At 64.7% G+C, this 15,806-nt stretch carries 13 protein-coding genes; 4 read left to right on the top strand and 9 right to left on the bottom strand.

What is annotated here, in order from left to right; translation table 11 throughout:
- A partial coding sequence (locus HU729_RS21535; RefSeq protein WP_272996843.1) for a DNA gyrase modulator occupies positions 1–551 on the bottom strand: 551 nt, incomplete at its 3' end.
- A 109-nt stretch (positions 552–660) separates the two neighbouring features.
- On the opposite strand from HU729_RS21535, the gene yjgA reads away from it, so the two are divergent.
- Entirely contained in the window at positions 661–1,182 is a 522-nt protein-coding gene (gene yjgA / locus HU729_RS21530; protein WP_054894391.1) for a ribosome biogenesis factor YjgA, read from the top strand.
- A 74-nt stretch (positions 1,183–1,256) separates the two neighbouring features.
- On the opposite strand, the gene tldD is transcribed toward yjgA, so the two are convergent.
- The 8 genes from tldD to mreB all read right to left on the bottom strand — a co-directional run bounded on the left by tldD (position 1,257) and on the right by mreB (position 12,348).
- Positions 1,257–2,696, bottom strand: a complete 1,440-nt coding sequence (gene tldD, locus HU729_RS21525) for a metalloprotease TldD (protein WP_186667830.1) — start codon at positions 2,694–2,696, stop codon at positions 1,257–1,259.
- Between the two features lie 2 nt (positions 2,697–2,698).
- Positions 2,699–3,550 carry a carbon-nitrogen hydrolase family protein gene (locus tag HU729_RS21520; protein WP_186711501.1) on the bottom strand — a complete coding sequence of 284 codons (852 nt, stop codon included), beginning with the start codon at positions 3,548–3,550 and terminating at the stop codon, positions 2,699–2,701.
- 8 nt (positions 3,551–3,558) lie between these two features.
- Positions 3,559–7,380 (bottom strand): YhdP family protein, encoded by a 3,822-nt coding sequence (locus HU729_RS21515; protein WP_186711500.1) that lies wholly within the window; start codon positions 7,378–7,380, stop codon positions 3,559–3,561.
- A gap of 73 nt (positions 7,381–7,453) precedes the next feature.
- Entirely contained in the window at positions 7,454–8,911 is a 1,458-nt protein-coding gene (gene rng, locus HU729_RS21510) for a ribonuclease G (protein WP_186667824.1), read from the bottom strand.
- Between the two features lie 54 nt (positions 8,912–8,965).
- Positions 8,966–9,562 (bottom strand): Maf family protein, encoded by a 597-nt coding sequence (locus HU729_RS21505; protein WP_186711499.1) that lies wholly within the window; start codon positions 9,560–9,562, stop codon positions 8,966–8,968.
- Positions 9,563–9,591: 29 nt separating this feature from the next.
- The gene (mreD, locus tag HU729_RS21500; RefSeq protein ID WP_054894397.1) at positions 9,592–10,080 is read right to left on the bottom strand and encodes a rod shape-determining protein MreD; all 489 of its coding nucleotides are present in this window, start codon (positions 10,078–10,080) and stop codon (positions 9,592–9,594) included.
- The gene (gene mreC / locus HU729_RS21495) at positions 10,080–11,135 is read right to left on the bottom strand and encodes a rod shape-determining protein MreC (protein ID WP_186668003.1); all 1,056 of its coding nucleotides are present in this window, start codon (positions 11,133–11,135) and stop codon (positions 10,080–10,082) included. The genes mreD and mreC overlap by 1 nt, the downstream gene beginning before the upstream one ends.
- A gap of 175 nt (positions 11,136–11,310) precedes the next feature.
- Positions 11,311–12,348, bottom strand: a complete 1,038-nt coding sequence (mreB, locus tag HU729_RS21490; RefSeq protein ID WP_003255163.1) for a rod shape-determining protein MreB — start codon at positions 12,346–12,348, stop codon at positions 11,311–11,313.
- 202 nt (positions 12,349–12,550) lie between these two features.
- On the opposite strand from mreB, the gene gatC reads away from it, so the two are divergent.
- Genes gatC through gatB form a run of 3 tightly spaced genes read left to right on the top strand, consistent with a single transcriptional unit; the run spans position 12,551 to position 15,762 of the window.
- Positions 12,551–12,838 carry an Asp-tRNA(Asn)/Glu-tRNA(Gln) amidotransferase subunit GatC gene (gene gatC, locus HU729_RS21485; protein WP_054894398.1) on the top strand — a complete coding sequence of 96 codons (288 nt, stop codon included), beginning with the start codon at positions 12,551–12,553 and terminating at the stop codon, positions 12,836–12,838.
- 15 nt (positions 12,839–12,853) lie between these two features.
- Positions 12,854–14,305 carry an Asp-tRNA(Asn)/Glu-tRNA(Gln) amidotransferase subunit GatA gene (gene gatA / locus HU729_RS21480; protein WP_186667820.1) on the top strand — a complete coding sequence of 484 codons (1,452 nt, stop codon included), beginning with the start codon at positions 12,854–12,856 and terminating at the stop codon, positions 14,303–14,305.
- 11 nt (positions 14,306–14,316) lie between these two features.
- Entirely contained in the window at positions 14,317–15,762 is a 1,446-nt protein-coding gene (gene gatB, locus HU729_RS21475; RefSeq protein ID WP_186711498.1) for an Asp-tRNA(Asn)/Glu-tRNA(Gln) amidotransferase subunit GatB, read from the top strand.
- Positions 15,763–15,806: the final 44 nt, after the last annotated feature.

Here is a 15,806-nt window from a genome sequence, read left to right as displayed (position 1 = left end):
GGGGTGGGGGCGTAGCCGCCGATGAAGCCATGGCTGTTGCCATACACCCGCACCCCTTGGTGCGTGTTGAGGGTGGTGCCGTCGGCATTGAGGATGCGCTTGTCGGCATCGAAGGCGGCCGCTTCGCACTCCAGGGCCATCTCAATGGCACGCTCGGGCTCGATGTCCCAGTCGTGGTAGAGGTCGAGGTCAGGCATTTCGCGCGCCATCAGCGCCGCGTCAGCCAGGCCCGAACACTCATCCTCGGAAGTGTGCTTGGCGATTGCCAGTGCAGCAGCCACCGTTTCGCGAATGGCCTCGGGACCGCTCGCCGACGTACTGGCCGACCCCTTGCGCTGGCCCACGTAGAGGGTGATGCCAAAGCCCTGGTCACGGTTGAACTCGACCGTCTCGACCTCGCGCTGGCGCACGCTGGTGGACAGGCCCTGCTCCAGCGAAACCGCCACCTCGCAGGCACTGGCGCCCTGGCGGCGTGCTTCGGCAACGATCGCCTCGACCTGTTCCTGCAACGCTGGCAGGTCCTTCGGACCTATGCTCTGGACTGCACTCATGGTTTTCTCCACTCAAATTCTGCGTTCGGCGAGGGCCATTCTTCGACCGGGCCGGACAAAGCGGCCCCCGACTGGTTATCATGGCGGCGATTTCCTGCGGACTGCCACCATGGTTGATTCATACGACGACGCCTTCGACGGCGAAAAAAGCAAGACCCAGATCAAGCGCGAGCTGCATGCGCTGGTCGAACTCGGCGAGCGCCTCACCACGCTCAAGCCCGATATCCTCGCGCGCCTGCCACTCACCGACGAGTTGCGCAAAGCACTGGAGGAAGCGTCCAAACACACTGCCCACGGTGCCCGCAAACGCCACATGTCGTTCGTCGGCAAGCTGATGCGCGTACAGGACCTGGATGCCATCCATGCGCTGCTCGAGCAGATAGACAGCTCCACGCGCCAGTACAACGAACGTTTCCACGGCCTCGAGCGCTGGCGCGACCGGTTGATCGACGGCAACGACGAAGACCTCGAACGCTTCGTCCAGGAGTTCCCCGATACCGATCGCCAGCAACTGCGCTCGCTGATCCGCCATGCCCAGCACGAAAAGGCACGGAACAAACCGCCAGCCGCTGCGCGCAAGGTGTTCAAGTACATCCGCGACCTCGACGAGCTCCAGCGCGGCCTGCGCTGAGCCCTGCCACTGACCGCCTGCAGGAGCGGCCTCGCGTCGCGACACGAGGCCGCTCCTGCAGGCAGCGCGTGCCATCAGGCCCCGGTACCGCCCACGGTGATCGCGTCCAGCTTCAGGGTCGGCTGGCCAACGCCAACCGGCACCGACTGCCCATCCTTGCCACAAGTCCCGACGCCGCTGTCCAGGGCCAGGTCGTTACCGACCATCGACACCCGACTCATCGCCTCAGGACCATTGCCGATCAGGGTCGCGCCCTTGACCGGCGCGGTGATCTTGCCGTCTTCGATCAGGTAAGCCTCGCTGGTGGAGAACACGAACTTGCCACTGGTGATGTCCACCTGACCACCGCCGAGGTTGGCGCAGTAGATGCCCTTCTTCACCGAGGCGATGATCTCCTGCGGGTCGCTCTCACCGGCACGCATGTAGGTGTTGGTCATGCGCGGCATCGGCAGGTGCGCGTAGGATTCGCGCCGACCATTGCCGGTAACCGCCATGCCCATCAGGCGGGCATTGAGCTTGTCCTGCATGTAGCCTTTGAGGATGCCGTTCTCGATCAGGGTGGTGCATTCGGTCGGGGTGCCTTCGTCATCGACGCTCAGCGAACCGCGACGGCCTTCCAGCGTGCCGTCATCGACGATGGTGCACAGCTTCGACGCCACCGCCTCACCGATCCGGCCGCTGTAGGCGGAGCTGCCCTTGCGGTTGAAGTCGCCTTCCAGGCCGTGGCCGACCGCTTCATGCAGCAGTACGCCCGACCAACCGGGACCGAGCACCACCGGCAACGTGCCGGCCGGCGCGGGCTGCGCCTCGAGGTTGACCAGCGCCTGGCGCAGCGCCTCGCGGGCGTAGCCCATCACCCGCTCTTCGGTGAAGTAGCGGTAGTCGGTACGCCCGCCCCCGCCTTGGCCGCCCCGCTCGCGGCGACCGTTGTGTTCGACGATGACGCTGACGTTGAAACGCACCAGCGGCCGCACATCCGCGGCCAGGCTGCCATCGGCCGCCGCCACCAGGATGCGCTCCCACACACCCGCCATGCTCACGCTGACCTGCTGAATGCGTGGATCGAGGGCACGGGTGGCGGCATCGACGCGCTTGAGCAGTTCGACTTTCTCGGCCCGACTCAGGACATCGAGCGGGTTGTTCGGTGCATACAGGGCGGTCACGTCCTGACTGCGGAAGGCCTGCACCTTACCGTTCTGGCCAGCGCGGGAAATCGAGCGGGCGGCGCGCGCCGCTGACGTCAAGGCTTCAAGATTGATCGCGTTGCTGTAGGCGAAGCCGGTCTTCTCGCCGGACAACGCACGCACGCCGACACCTTGGTCGAGGTTGAAACTGCCTTCCTTGACGATACCGTCTTCCAGTGCCCAGGTTTCCGAGATCTGCCCCTGGAAATACAGGTCGGCAGCGTCGATGCCGGGCCCTGCCAACTCACCCAGCACAGCCTGCAGGCTGTCCAGGGTCAGTCCGCCCGGGGCCAGGAGCTGCTCGCTGACGGTGGATAACATCTGGCTCATAGTCACTCCGAGGTGTGCGCAGGCCGCAAGGCGTCCTGCGAGAAAAAGCGCCGGTGCGAAACGACCGGCATACGCGCCCGTATGGACGCTTGTTCTTCAGCGTCGCGCTCGGCGAGCAATATCGCTTCGCCATGCGCATGTTCGGCGACGATCCTCCCCCAAGGGTCGACGATCGCCGCATGGCCATGGGTTTCCCGTGGGCCTGGATGGCTGCCGCCCTGCGCGGCGGCCAGCATGTAGCACTGGGTTTCGATGGCGCGGGCACGGATCAACACTTCCCAATGTGCCGCGCCGGTCACCGCAGTGAACGCCGACGGAGCGCTGATCAGCTCGGCCCCGGCAGCGCGCAGGGCGCTGTAGAGCTCGGGAAAGCGCAGGTCGTAGCACACCGACAAGCCCAGGCGTCCAACCGGCGTATCCGCCACCACCACCTGTGCGCCATGGGCGTAATCGTCCGATTCGCGGTAGCGCCCACGGTTGTCGGCCACGTCCACATCGAACAGGTGCAGCTTGTCGTAACGCGCGGCGATCTCGCCGTGGTCGTCGACCAGCAGCGAGCAGGCATGTGACTTGGCCTCGGGCTCATCGACCGGGGGCAACGGCAAGGTGCCGGCAACAATCCATAACTTGAGGTCGCGTGCGGCGCGTTTCAACCAGGGCAGGATCGGGCCTTCGCCAAGCGCTTCGGCGCGACCGATCACCGCGGCATCGCGCCGGCCCATGGCCGCGAAATTCTCCGGCAGCACTGCCAGCCGTGCGCCACTGTCAGCCGCCTGTTCCAGCAGCACGTGAGCCCGCTGCAGGTTGGCCAGTACGCCGTCCTGGCTGACCATCTGGATCACTGCTGACTTCATGACCACTCCTAGCGCGATTTATCGAAAGGTTTCACAAAGGTGATTTTAGGCTCTTTGACCGGACCTTCGACCCGATAGTGCACGCTGGCGAAGCGCGCGACCCGATCACCGATCAGTCGATCGACCAGGAACAATGCGCCACCGACCGCAGGCGCCCCGACGATCAGCGCCGCCAACGGTAGGTTGTTGGTGACCGGCAGGGTCACCTGCAGGTTGGCATCGATACGGTCGCGCACAAAGTCGAGTGTGCCATCGAGCTCGAAATTGCTGGAGGGGCCGGTGACAGCGATCGGTTCACGGGTCACATAGACGCCCTCGCTGACCACCAGCAGGCCCTTGACCCGATCATAGGCCAGCCCCTCGCCGAACAGGTCGGAGAAGTCCAGGCGCAGACGGCGACCAATCGAGTTGAAGTTGAGCAAGCCGAACACCCGCAACGCCTGGGCGCCACCCTCGACCTCGACGAACTGGCCGGTGCGCAGCGAGGCATCGAGGCTACCGGAGAATCGCTTGAGACTGACCCAGGCCGGCGAACCCGGCCAACGGCCATCGACGTCCATGCGGAAGTCGCGGCTGGTGACCGTGGGCGCGAAGCCCCAGGCCTTGAGCACATCGCCCAGGTCCTTGCCGTCCAGGCGCCCCTTGTACCAACTGCTGGTGCTGCCGGGAACACCTTCCCAGCCGCCGCTGCCGTCGATGTGCAGGCCCTTGAGATTGAGGTCGATGTCGCCCAGGGACACACCACGGGCATTCGGCCGCAGCTTGACCGAGGCGCTGCCGAACAGGTCGTCGCCGCGATACAACTTGTCGATGCTCAGATCCAGGGCCGGCGCCTTGCGCGGGTCGAAGGTGGCCAACGGATCAGGCGTGTCTTCGGCCTGGGCCTCCTGCGGATCGGCAGGCGGCAGGCGCAAGGTCTGCAGCTTCACCACCATGGGCGCGGCCTTGGCATCCGGGATCCGCGCATTGCCGATCACTTCCTTGCTGTCCAGGCGCAGATCCCAGGCGCTGGCAACACGCGCCAGGCGCACCACCGCCTGGTTGAGGTCGGTGCCGAATGCCTTCAACTGGCCAATGCTCACATCCACACCCTGCAGGCTCTGACGAGCGCTGCCACCTGGATCCTGGCCAGCATACTTGTCCAACTGCTGCTGCCAGGGCTCGAGGTCCAGCGATTCGAGCCGCCCGCGCACCCGCAGACCCTGGCCGCCCGGCACCAGCGCATCGCCACCGCCCAGCACCAGCTCGCCGCGTCCCTGGGCCAGCTTGTCGAGCGAGGCCGCATAGGCCAACCGCGCCACATCGGCGTAGCTCGCATCAAAGCGCCGCTCACCACCCTGCAGGTTCATGCTGAAGCTGCTGTCGCGTGACTCGGCCGCCGTCTTGCCGAAGGGCGCTGGCAGGTCGATGGTCAGGCCCTTGAGCGACGAGTTGACGCTCAGGCGATTGTCGCGGCTACCCAGGCTGACCTGCAGTTGGTAGGGAATGTCGCCCGAGGCCGGCAGTGCCTGCTTGAACTGCAACCAGTCGGTCAACGACTTGAGCGGCACCTGGCCGGTGGCGTTGATCCGGGTCTGGATCTGGCCACCCTGCCCTTCGGCGAGAATCTGCGCAGTCACCGGCCTGTCGAAGGCCTGGAGACTGATGCCCTTGCCGCTCAGGCCCTTGTCGAGATCGAAGGTGAAGTCGCCCTTCAGGCGGCTCAGGTCGAGCTCCGGCGGCTCCACCTTGAGCCGGGCATCGGAAGTCGAGAAATCCACCAGCACCTTGGGACGCAGACCGTGTTCCAACGGGATGTCCAGTTTGACCTTGCCCTGCAGTGGGCCCTCGCCTTCCCAGCCGGCGAAGATCTCGCCAGTGCCGATCGGCGCCTCTTTCAGAATCTTCAGGCCGTCACCCAGGCTGCCGTCGAACTCGCCGTCCAGGTACAGGCGGCTATGCTGGTCGCCCTCGACATGGGGGATGTTGACGCTGACATCACTGACTCGGGTGTCCAGCAGCAGGCCCTTGCTGGCCTGGATGCGCACACCGGTATCCTCGATGTACACATTGCCGTCCACCTGCTGCACCTGCGGCCAGCCCGGCTGGAAATCGAGGGCCGCGTCATGCACCTTGAAGAACAGGCTGATGCTGCGCGAATGCGCCGGCGCGTTATGGTTCAGAGATCCCTGGTACTGGAAGTAGCCCTCGTCGACCGCCCCCTTGACGATGGCACTGCGAAGCCACTCGTCCAGCGCCGGGCTGAGCACTTCCGGCAGGTACTTGGCCGTGTAGCGGCCATCGCCCTCGGTGAGGCCGACGCGCAGGTCCATATAGTCGGCCTGCTCCTCGTGGAACCTGAAGCGAATGAGAAAATCGGCGGCGATCTTGCCTTCATCGCCCAGCACCTTGATGTAGGGCGCGATGAGGGTAAAGCCGTCCTTGTCCAGCGCCCAGGTCAGGCGGGCATTGGCTTTCTGGTAGTGCCAGGGTTTGCGGAAGATGGGGTACAGGTGCAGCATGAAGGCATCGGTATCAAGGCGCAGTTCGCCGTGCCCGAGATCGCCGCTGATGCTGCCGCTGACATTGCCCGCTGCGGGCGCGCCGTGATACGCATCGAAGCCGATCCTGTCGAGATTGGCGGCGAACTGCAGGCGCTGGTCACCTTCGGCATGGGGACGGATGTCGAGCTGAACATTGCGCAGTGTACCGGTCACGTTCAGGGCATCGACCACGGTCATCAGGTTGTCCGGCAGCGGTGCCAGGCCATCGATCAGTGGGGTCAACGGCGTCAGGTCGAGGCGATCGGCCTGGACCTGCCACGTCTCCCCGGCGGCCTCCTGCCCACGGCGCTGGCGCGCTTGCAGGTGGGTTTCCCAGCGGGTTTCACCGATACTCGCCGCCAACGAATCGACCACGATCTCGTAGCCTTCCTTGCCCCGGCGCACCCAACTGGACAGCGCCAGGTTGTCGAGGGTCACGGTCTTGCGCCCGACATAGGCGCCGCGCAGTTGCGGCGCGTTCAGGCGGGCGACGGCGCGCTGCAACTGGCCTTTGTTCCAGTCGATCCAGAATTCGCCCCCCGCACGCAGCGTCTTGGCTCGCCATTGGCCGAGCAGGCTTGGCGGCACCCAGCGCGCCCAATCGCTCTGCGGCAGGCTGGCGTAGGCCTCCAGCCGCCCGTCACGCCAGGCGTCAGGGGTGGCGCGGCTGCGCAGGTTCAACGCCAGGGGCTGACCGTCGGGCAAGGTCGCGCGCAGCTCAAGGCGCTGGCGCGACGGACCGGCCTGCAGGCCAAGGCTGACATAAGTGAGCGTGACTGAATCACGGCGCCACGGCTGGAACGTGACCTGGCTGTCGAACACATCGACCCTGCCCAGTTGCTGGAGGCGTTGCAGCAATTGGGCCGGGTCGATGGGCGCATCGTCTTTCTTCGGCAGGCCTTCAAGGGTCCAGGCGCCTTGCTGATCCTCATGCAGGATCAGTTGCAGGCCGCCTAGCTGGACATGCGCCAACCGCACTTCTCGGGCCTTCAGGCTGGCCCACAGGTCGGGCACCAGCTTGACGTCATCCAGGCGCAAGGCCGCCGAGCCCTCGCCCAATTGCAGGTCGCGCAGCCTGAGCACCGGGGCCAGGCCACTCCATCGCCCCTCGAGCGCCCCCACATGCACGGGCAGGCCCAAGGCTTGCTGGGCCTTGTCTTCAAGGTCGGCCCGGTATTCGGCCACCAGCGGCACCAGTTGCCGACCGAGGCTGACATACAGCGCCACCAGCACTGCCAGCAGGGCACACAGCCCCAGCCCCCAGCGGGTCAACGCGCCGAGAACGCGGGTCAGACGTTCCATGGCCATTGCCCTCCGAGTCGTCCATTAACTATGGCCGCAAGCGGCATTTTCGCCACTGGGCGAACGATTTCAGAACGCGTCAGAGCAGCACCACATCATATTGTTCCTGGGAATACATGGACTCGACCTGGAAGCGAATGGTTCGCCCGATGAAGGCCTCCAGCTCGGCGACGTTACCCGACTCTTCATCGAGCAGACGATCGACGACCTTCTGATTGGCCAGCACCCGGTAGCCTTCTGCCTGATAGGCCCGCGCCTCGCGGAGGATTTCGCGGAAGATTTCGTAACAAATAGTCTCTGGCGTCTTCAGCTTGCCACGCCCCTGGCAGGCCAGGCAGGGCTCGCACAGCACCTGCTCGAGGCTTTCACGGGTGCGCTTGCGGGTCATCTGTACCAGGCCCAACTCGGTGATGCCGATGATGTTGGTCTTGGCATGGTCGCGCTCAAGCTGTTTTTCCAGCGTGCGCAGAACCTGGCGGCGGTGCTCTTCGTCTTCCATGTCGATGAAGTCGATGATGATGATGCCGCCGATGTTGCGCAGGCGCAGTTGCCGTGCGATGGCCGTGGCTGCTTCGAGGTTGGTCTTGAAAATGGTCTCTTCGAGGTTGCGATGGCCGACGAAAGCGCCAGTGTTGACGTCGATGGTCGTCATCGCCTCGGCGGGGTCGACCACCAGGTAGCCCCCGGACTTGAGCGGCACCTTGCGTTCCAGGGCGCGCTGGATCTCGTCCTCGACCCCATAGAGGTCGAAGATCGGCCGCTCGCCGGGATAGTGCTCCAGGCGGTCGGCGATCTCAGGCATCAGCTCGCCGACGAACTGCGTGGTCTTCTGGAAGGTCTCCCGCGAGTCGATGCGGATCTTCTCGATCTTTGGATTGACCAGGTCGCGCAAGGTGCGCAGCGCCAGGCCGAGGTCTTCGTAGATCACAGTCGGCGCACCGCAGGTCTGGATCTGGCTGCCGATCTGCTCCCAAAGGCGACGCAGGTAGCGGATGTCCTGGAGGATGTCTTCGGCGCGCGCGCCTTCAGCGGCGGTACGCAGGATGAAGCCACCGGCATCCTTGATGTTCTCTTGCGTCATCGAATCGCTGACCACCTGTTTGAGACGGTCACGCTCGGCTTCGTCTTCGATCTTCAGCGAAATGCCGACATGGCTGCTGCGCGGCATGTACACCAGGTAGCGCGACGGAATCGACAGCTGGGTAGTCAGGCGCGCGCCCTTGGTGCCGATAGGGTCCTTGGTCACCTGCACCACAAGAGCCTGGCCTTCGTGGACCAGCGCGGTGATGGTCTCGACCGCCGAGCCTTCACGCTGGGAGATCTCCGAGGCGTGGATGAACGCCGCACGCTCCAGGCCGATATCGATGAAGGCGGCCTGCATGCCAGGCAGCACACGCACCACCTTGCCCTTGTAGATATTGCCGACGATGCCACGGCGCTGGGTGCGCTCGACATGCACCTCCTGCAGCACTCCGTTCTCCACCACTGCCACACGTGACTCCATTGGCGTGATGTTGATCAGGATCTCTTCACTCATGGCAGGCTCTCGTCAAAGGTCTTCGGTAATGATGGATCGCTGTCGGGCGGCTGGCTAGCGCTGGGCGTTATCCTCTTGCTGCCAGCAGGGAATGGCGAACTGTTCGAGCAGCTCGGCGGTTTCGCTCAGGGGCAGGCCGACCACGGCCGAATAGCTGCCCTCGATGGCGCTGACGAACACCGCTCCCAGCCCCTGGATCGCATAACCGCCGGCCTTGTCCAGCGGTTCACCGCTGTCCCAGTAGCGACATGCTTCATCGAAGGAAATGGTACGGAACCGGACTTTGGTGGCCACGCACAGGCTCAGCGAGCGCTGGCCGTCGGTCACAGCTACGGCCGTAAGCACCTGATGCTCGCGTTTGGACAGGTCGCCGAGCATCGCCAGGGCGTGCTCGCGGTTTTCAGGCTTGCCGAGGATCTGGCCGTCGAGCACCACGGCGGTATCCGCGCCGAGCACCACACCCGGGGCATCGAGCAGATTGAAACCGGCCACCGCCTTGGCTTGCGCCAGGCGCTCGACGTAGGCCTGGGCGGCTTCGTCGGGCAACGGGGTTTCGTCGATAGGGGCGCTGACCACGGTGAATGGCACGCCAATCTGGGTCAGCAGCTCACGCCGGCGCGGGGAGCCGGAGGCCAGGTGCAGTCGAGTCATGTGGACATCTCCCTGTCAGTGGCGACGCGTCAGTGGATATGCAGGCGTCGGCGCATGCCGCGCAGGGCGAAGCTGATCCAGGGCCAGAGCAACGCGCTGATCACCGCCGACCACACCAGCGCAAGCGTCGGCAGGCGATTGCCGGTCAGGGCGCTGAGCCACAGCTGGATCAACTGGGCGATGCCGAACACCACCAGGATCACCAGGCTCTGCTGCCACATAGGGAACATACGCAGGCGTTGCTGCAGGGACAGCACCAGGAAGGTGATCAAGGTGAGGATCAGCGCGTTCTGCCCCAGCAGGGTGCCGTAGAGCACGTCCTCGGCAAGGCCCAGCACAAAGGCGGTGGTCATCCCGACCTTGCTGGGTACGGCCAGGGTCCAGAACGCCAGCAACAAGGCCAGCCACATGGGGCGGAACACCTCCATGAACTGCGGCATCGGCGTGACGCTGAGCAGCAGGCCGATGACGAAGGTCAGCCAGATGGCCCAGCCGTTTCTGCTACGGGTACTGGCCATCATTCTCTCCGGGGCTGTGCAGGCGACGCGGGTGCGGCTGGCGGGTGTGAGGTGGACGTACCGTGGGCCGGCGCAGTGGCAGCCGGTGCGGCAGGTGCGGGTGCGTGGGCCGGCGCGCCGCTCGCTGGCGCAGTTGCCGGTGCTGGCGCAGCTGTCGGCTTGGCACTCGCACCGTCCTGACGGTCGGCCTCTTCCTGGGCGATCGCTGCATCCGTGGCACGCTGCTCAGGTGTACGACGATCGCTGAACACCAGCAGCATGTAGCGGCTGCGATTGAGGGCGGCGGTAGGAATGGCGCGCACGATGGCGAACGGCTGACCGGAATCGTGGATCACCTCGTTGACCGTGGCCACCGGATAACCGGCCGGGAAACGCTGCCCCATGCCCGAACTCACCAGCAGATCGCCTTCCTTGATGTCGGCGGTATCGGCCACGTGACGCAGTTCCAGGCGTTCCGGGTTGCCGGTGCCGCTGGCAATGGCGCGCAGGCCGTTGCGGTTGACCTGTACGGGAATGCTGTGGGTGGTGTCGGTCAGCAGCAGCACGCGCGAGGTGTAGGGCATCAGCTCGACCACCTGGCCCATCAGGCCACGGGCATCGAGCACCGGCTGGCCGAGGAACACCCCGTCGCGCTCGCCCTTGTTGATCAGGATGCGATGAGTGAAGGGATTGGGATCGACCCCGATCAGCTCGGCGACTTCGACCTTTTCGTTGACCAGTGCCGAAGAATTGAGCAGCTCGCGCAGACGCACGTTCTGCTCGGTGAGCGCCGCCAGCTTCTGCAGGCGCCCCTGCAACAGCAGGGCTTCGGTCTTGAGTTTCTCGTTTTCGGCGATCAGCTCGGTGCGGCTGCCGAACTGCCCGGCCACGCCCTGCCACAGACGCTGCGGCAAATCGGTGACCCAATAGGATTCCATCAGCACCAGCCCCATCTGGCTGCGTACCGGCTTGAGCACGTCAAAGCGCGAGTCGACCACCATCAGCGCGACCGACATCACCACCAGCACGAGCAGACGAACGCCCAGCGAAGGGCCCTTGGAGAAAAGCGGTTTAATGGGCCGTTCCTCGTGGACGACGATTCAGGCGGTCATTGCACGAGGTCAATGCAACCACCAGCCTGCGGATTGACGGAAACGACGCCCGACGGACGTCAACAGCGCATACAGGTAGCACTGTGCGTGCCACCTGTAAACCAGACGATCTTCAGCGACGGCTGGACAGCGCCAGGACTCACTCGCTGGAGAGCAGGTCCATGGCGTGCTTGTCCATCATTTCCAGCGCACGACCACCGCCACGGGCGACACAGGTCAGCGGGTCTTCGGCAACGATCACCGGCAGGCCGGTTTCCTGGGCCAGCAGCTTGTCGAGGTCACGCAGCAGCGCGCCACCACCGGTCAGCACCAGGCCGCGCTCGGCGATGTCGGAGGCCAGCTCCGGCGGCGACTGCTCCAGGGCGCTCTTGACCGCCTGGACGATGGTCGCCAGCGATTCCTGCAGCGCTTCGAGCACTTCGTTGGAGTTCAGGGTGAAGGCACGTGGTACACCTTCGGCCAGGTTGCGGCCACGCACGTCGACTTCGCGGACTTCGCCGCCCGGGTAGGCGGTGCCGATTTCCTGCTTGATGCGCTCGGCGGTGGATTCGCCGATCAGGCTGCCGTAGTTACGGCGCACGTAGGTGACGATGGCTTCGTCGAAACGGTCGCCGCCGACACGCACGGATTCGGCGTACACCACACCGTTGAGCGAGATCAGGGCGATTTCGGTGGTACCACCACCGATGTCGACGACCATCGAACCGCGGGCTTCCTCGACCGGCAGGCCGGCACCGATGGCGGCAGCCATGGGCTCTTCGATCAGGAACACTTCGCGGGCACCGGCGCCCAGCGCCGATTCACGGATGGCACGGCGCTCGACCTGAGTGGACTTGCACGGCACGCAGATCAGCACGCGAGGGCTGGGCTGCAGGAAGCTGTTTTCGTGCACTTTGTTGATGAAGTACTGCAGCATCTTCTCGCAGACGCTGAAGTCGGCGATCACGCCGTCCTTCATCGGACGAATGGCAGCGATGTTGCCGGGAGTGCGGCCGAGCATGCGCTTGGCTTCGGTACCGACGGCCACGACGCTTTTCTGGTTGCCGTGGGTACGGATGGCAACAACCGAGGGCTCATTCAGGACGATACCGCGCTCACGCACGTAAATAAGGGTGTTGGCAGTACCCAGGTCGATGGACAGATCGCTGGAAAACATGCCACGCAGTTTCTTGAACATGGGAAAGTGACCCTGGGGAAAGCGTGGGTAAAAAAGTGCGGCAAACTCTAACAATGGCAGGGATTTTGGGCAAGGAGCCAATATGTTAAATTGGCAGTTTTTCCGAGCACGCCAGCCGATGATCGCGGCCGTATGACCGCCAGAATCCCGGCATGTTCCTCATTACGGAAGCATTCTGTTTCTGTTTTTCCTGGAGATCCCCATGGCGCTTCAACGCTGTGACGTGGAAAAGATCGCCCATCTGGCCCGCCTGGGCCTTAATGAAGGCGAACTGCCACGCATTACCGATGCCTTGAACAGTATTCTCGGGCTGGTCGACCAGATGCAAGCCGTCGACACCACCGGCATCGAGCCTCTCGCCCACCCGCTCGAAGCCACCCAGCGCCTGCGTCCCGACCAGGTGACCGAAAGCAACCAGCGCGATCGCTACCAAGCGGTGGCACCCTCGACCGAAAACGGTCTGTACCTGGTTCCGAAAGTCATCGAGTAAGGGATAGAGCCTGCCATGCATCAACTCACTCTGGCCGAGATCGCCCGCGGACTCGCCGACAAGTCGTTTTCTTCCGAAGAGCTGACCGGCGCGCTGCTGTCGCGCATCAAGCAGCTCGACCCACAGATCAACAGCTTCATCAGCATCACCGAAGCGCAGGCGCTGCAGCAGGCCCGCGCTGCCGACGCCCGTCGCGCCAATGGCGAAACCGGCGCACTGCTGGGCGCACCGATTGCCCACAAGGACCTGTTCTGCACCCAGGGCGTGCGCACCAGCTGCGGCTCGAAGATGCTCGACAGCTTCACCGCCCCCTATGACGCCACCGTGGTCGCCAAGCTCGCCGAGGCCGGCATGGTCACCCTGGGCAAGACCAACATGGACGAATTCGCCATGGGTTCGGCCAACGAATCCAGCCACTACGGCGCGGTGAAGAACCCCTGGAACCTCGAACACGTGCCAGGCGGCTCGTCGGGTGGCTCCGCCGCAGCCGTGGCCGCGCGCCTGCTGCCGGTCGCCACCGGCACCGACACCGGCGGCTCGATCCGCCAGCCAGCCGCGCTGACCAACCTCACCGGTCTCAAGCCTACCTACGGCCGTGTCTCGCGCTGGGGCATGATCGCCTACGCCTCGAGCCTCGACCAGGGCGGCCCGATGGCCCGCACCGCCGAAGACTGCGCCCTGCTGCTGCAAGGCATGGCTGGTTTCGACGCCAAGGACTCGACCAGCGTCGACGAATCGGTACCCGACTACAGCGCCAACCTCAATGCCTCGCTGCAGGGCCTGCGCATCGGCCTGCCGAAGGAGTACTTCGGCGCCGGCCTCGATCCGCGCATCGCCGAACTGGTCCAGGCCAGCGTCAAGGAACTGGAGAAGCTCGGCGCGGTGGTCAAGGAAATCAGCCTGCCGAACATGCAGCACGCCATCCCGGCGTACTACGTGATCGCCCCGGCCGAAGCCTCCTCCAACCTCTCGCGCTTCGACGGCGTGCGCTTCGGCTACCGCTGCGAAGCCCCGAAAGACCTCACCGACCTGTACAAGCGCTCGCGTGGCGAAGGCTTCGGCGCTGAAGTGCAGCGCCGGATCATGGTCGGCACCTATGCCCTGTCGGCCGGCTACTACGACGCCTACTACGTCAAGGCCCAGCAGATCCGCCGCCTGATCAAGAACGACTTCATGGCCGCCTTCGAACAGGTCGACGTCATCCTCGGCCCGACCACGCCGAACCCGGCCTGGAAACTCGGCTCGAAGAACGCCGACCCGGTCGCCGCCTACCTCGAGGACGTCTACACCATCACCGCCAACCTCGCGGGCCTGCCCGGCCTGTCGATGCCGGCCGGCTTCGTCGATGGCCTGCCGGTGGGCGTGCAACTGCTGGCCCCGTACTTCCAGGAAGGCCGCCTGCTCAACGTCGCGCACCGTTACCAGCAAGTCACCGACTGGCACACCCGCGCCCCCAAAGGCTTCTGAGGAATTCACACATGCAATGGGAAGTTGTGATCGGGCTGGAGATTCATACCCAGCTCGCCACCCAGTCGAAGATCTTCTCCGGCAGCGCCACCACCTTCGGCTCCGAGCCGAACACCCAGGCCAGCCTGGTCGACCTGGGCATGCCCGGCGTACTGCCGGTGCTGAACCAGGAGGCCGTACGCATGGCCTGCATGTTCGGCCTGGCCATCGATGCCGAGATCGGGCCGCGCAACGTGTTCGCGCGCAAGAACTACTTCTACCCCGACCTGCCCAAGGGCTATCAGATCAGCCAGATGGACCTGCCGATCGTTGGCAAGGGCCACCTGGACATCGCCCTGGAAGACGGCACCCTCAAGCGCATCGGCGTCACCCGCGCACACCTTGAGGAAGATGCCGGCAAGAGCCTGCACGAAGATTTCAACGGCGCCACCGGGATCGACCTGAACCGCGCCGGCACACCGCTGCTGGAAATCGTTTCCGAGCCGGACATGCGCAGCGCAAAAGAGGCCGTGGCCTACGTCAAGGCCATCCACGCCCTGGTGCGCTACCTGGGTATCTGCGATGGCAACATGGCCGAAGGCTCGCTGCGTTGCGACTGCAACGTCTCGGTTCGCCCCAAAGGCCAGGTCGAGTTCGGCACCCGCTGCGAGATCAAGAACGTCAACTCGTTCCGCTTCATCGAGCGGGCGATCAACAGCGAGATCCAGCGCCAGATCGACCTGATCGAGGACGGCGGCAAGGTAGTCCAGGAAACCCGTCTGTACGACCCGAACAAGGACGAGACCCGCTCCATGCGCAGCAAGGAGGAAGCCAACGACTACCGTTACTTCCCCGATCCGGACCTGCTGCCGGTTGTCATCGAGCCAAGCTTCCTCGAGACCGTCCGCGCCTCGCTGCCCGAGCTGCCGACACAGAAGGTCGAGCGCTTCCAGAGCCAGTACGGCCTGTCGGCCTACGACGCCAACGTGCTGGCCAGCAGCCGCGAACAGGCCGACTACTTCGAGCAGGTGGCCAGTATCGGCGGCGGCGCCAAGCTGGCGGCCAACTGGGTCATGGTCGAGCTGGGCAGCCTGCTGAACAAGCTGGGTGTCGAAATCGACCAGTCGCCAGTCAGTGCCGAGCTGCTCGGTGGCATGCTGCAGCGCATCCGCGACAACACCATCAGCGGCAAGATCGCCAAGACCGTGTTCGAGGCCATGGCTGCCGGTGAAGGCGATGCCGACAGCATCATCGAGAGCAAGGGCCTCAAGCAGGTGACCGACACCGGCGCGATCGACAAGATGCTCGATGAAGTGCTGGCGGCCAACGCCGAGCAGGTCGAACAGTACCGCGCCGCCGATGAGGCCAAGCGCGGCAAGATGTTCGGTTTCTTCGTCGGCCAGGCGATGAAGGCCTCCAAAGGCAAGGCCAACCCGGGGCAGGTGAACCAATTGCTCAAGGCCAAGCTCGAAGGGTGACCTGAACGCCCTCGTTCGCGGGCAAGTCGGGGCGCCGACTTGCC

Source organism: Pseudomonas sp. RW10S2 (genome assembly GCF_014268985.1).
Lineage (GTDB): Bacteria > Pseudomonadota > Gammaproteobacteria > Pseudomonadales > Pseudomonadaceae > Aquipseudomonas > Aquipseudomonas wayambapalatensis.
This window is presented reverse-complemented; position numbering and strand designations above follow the sequence as displayed.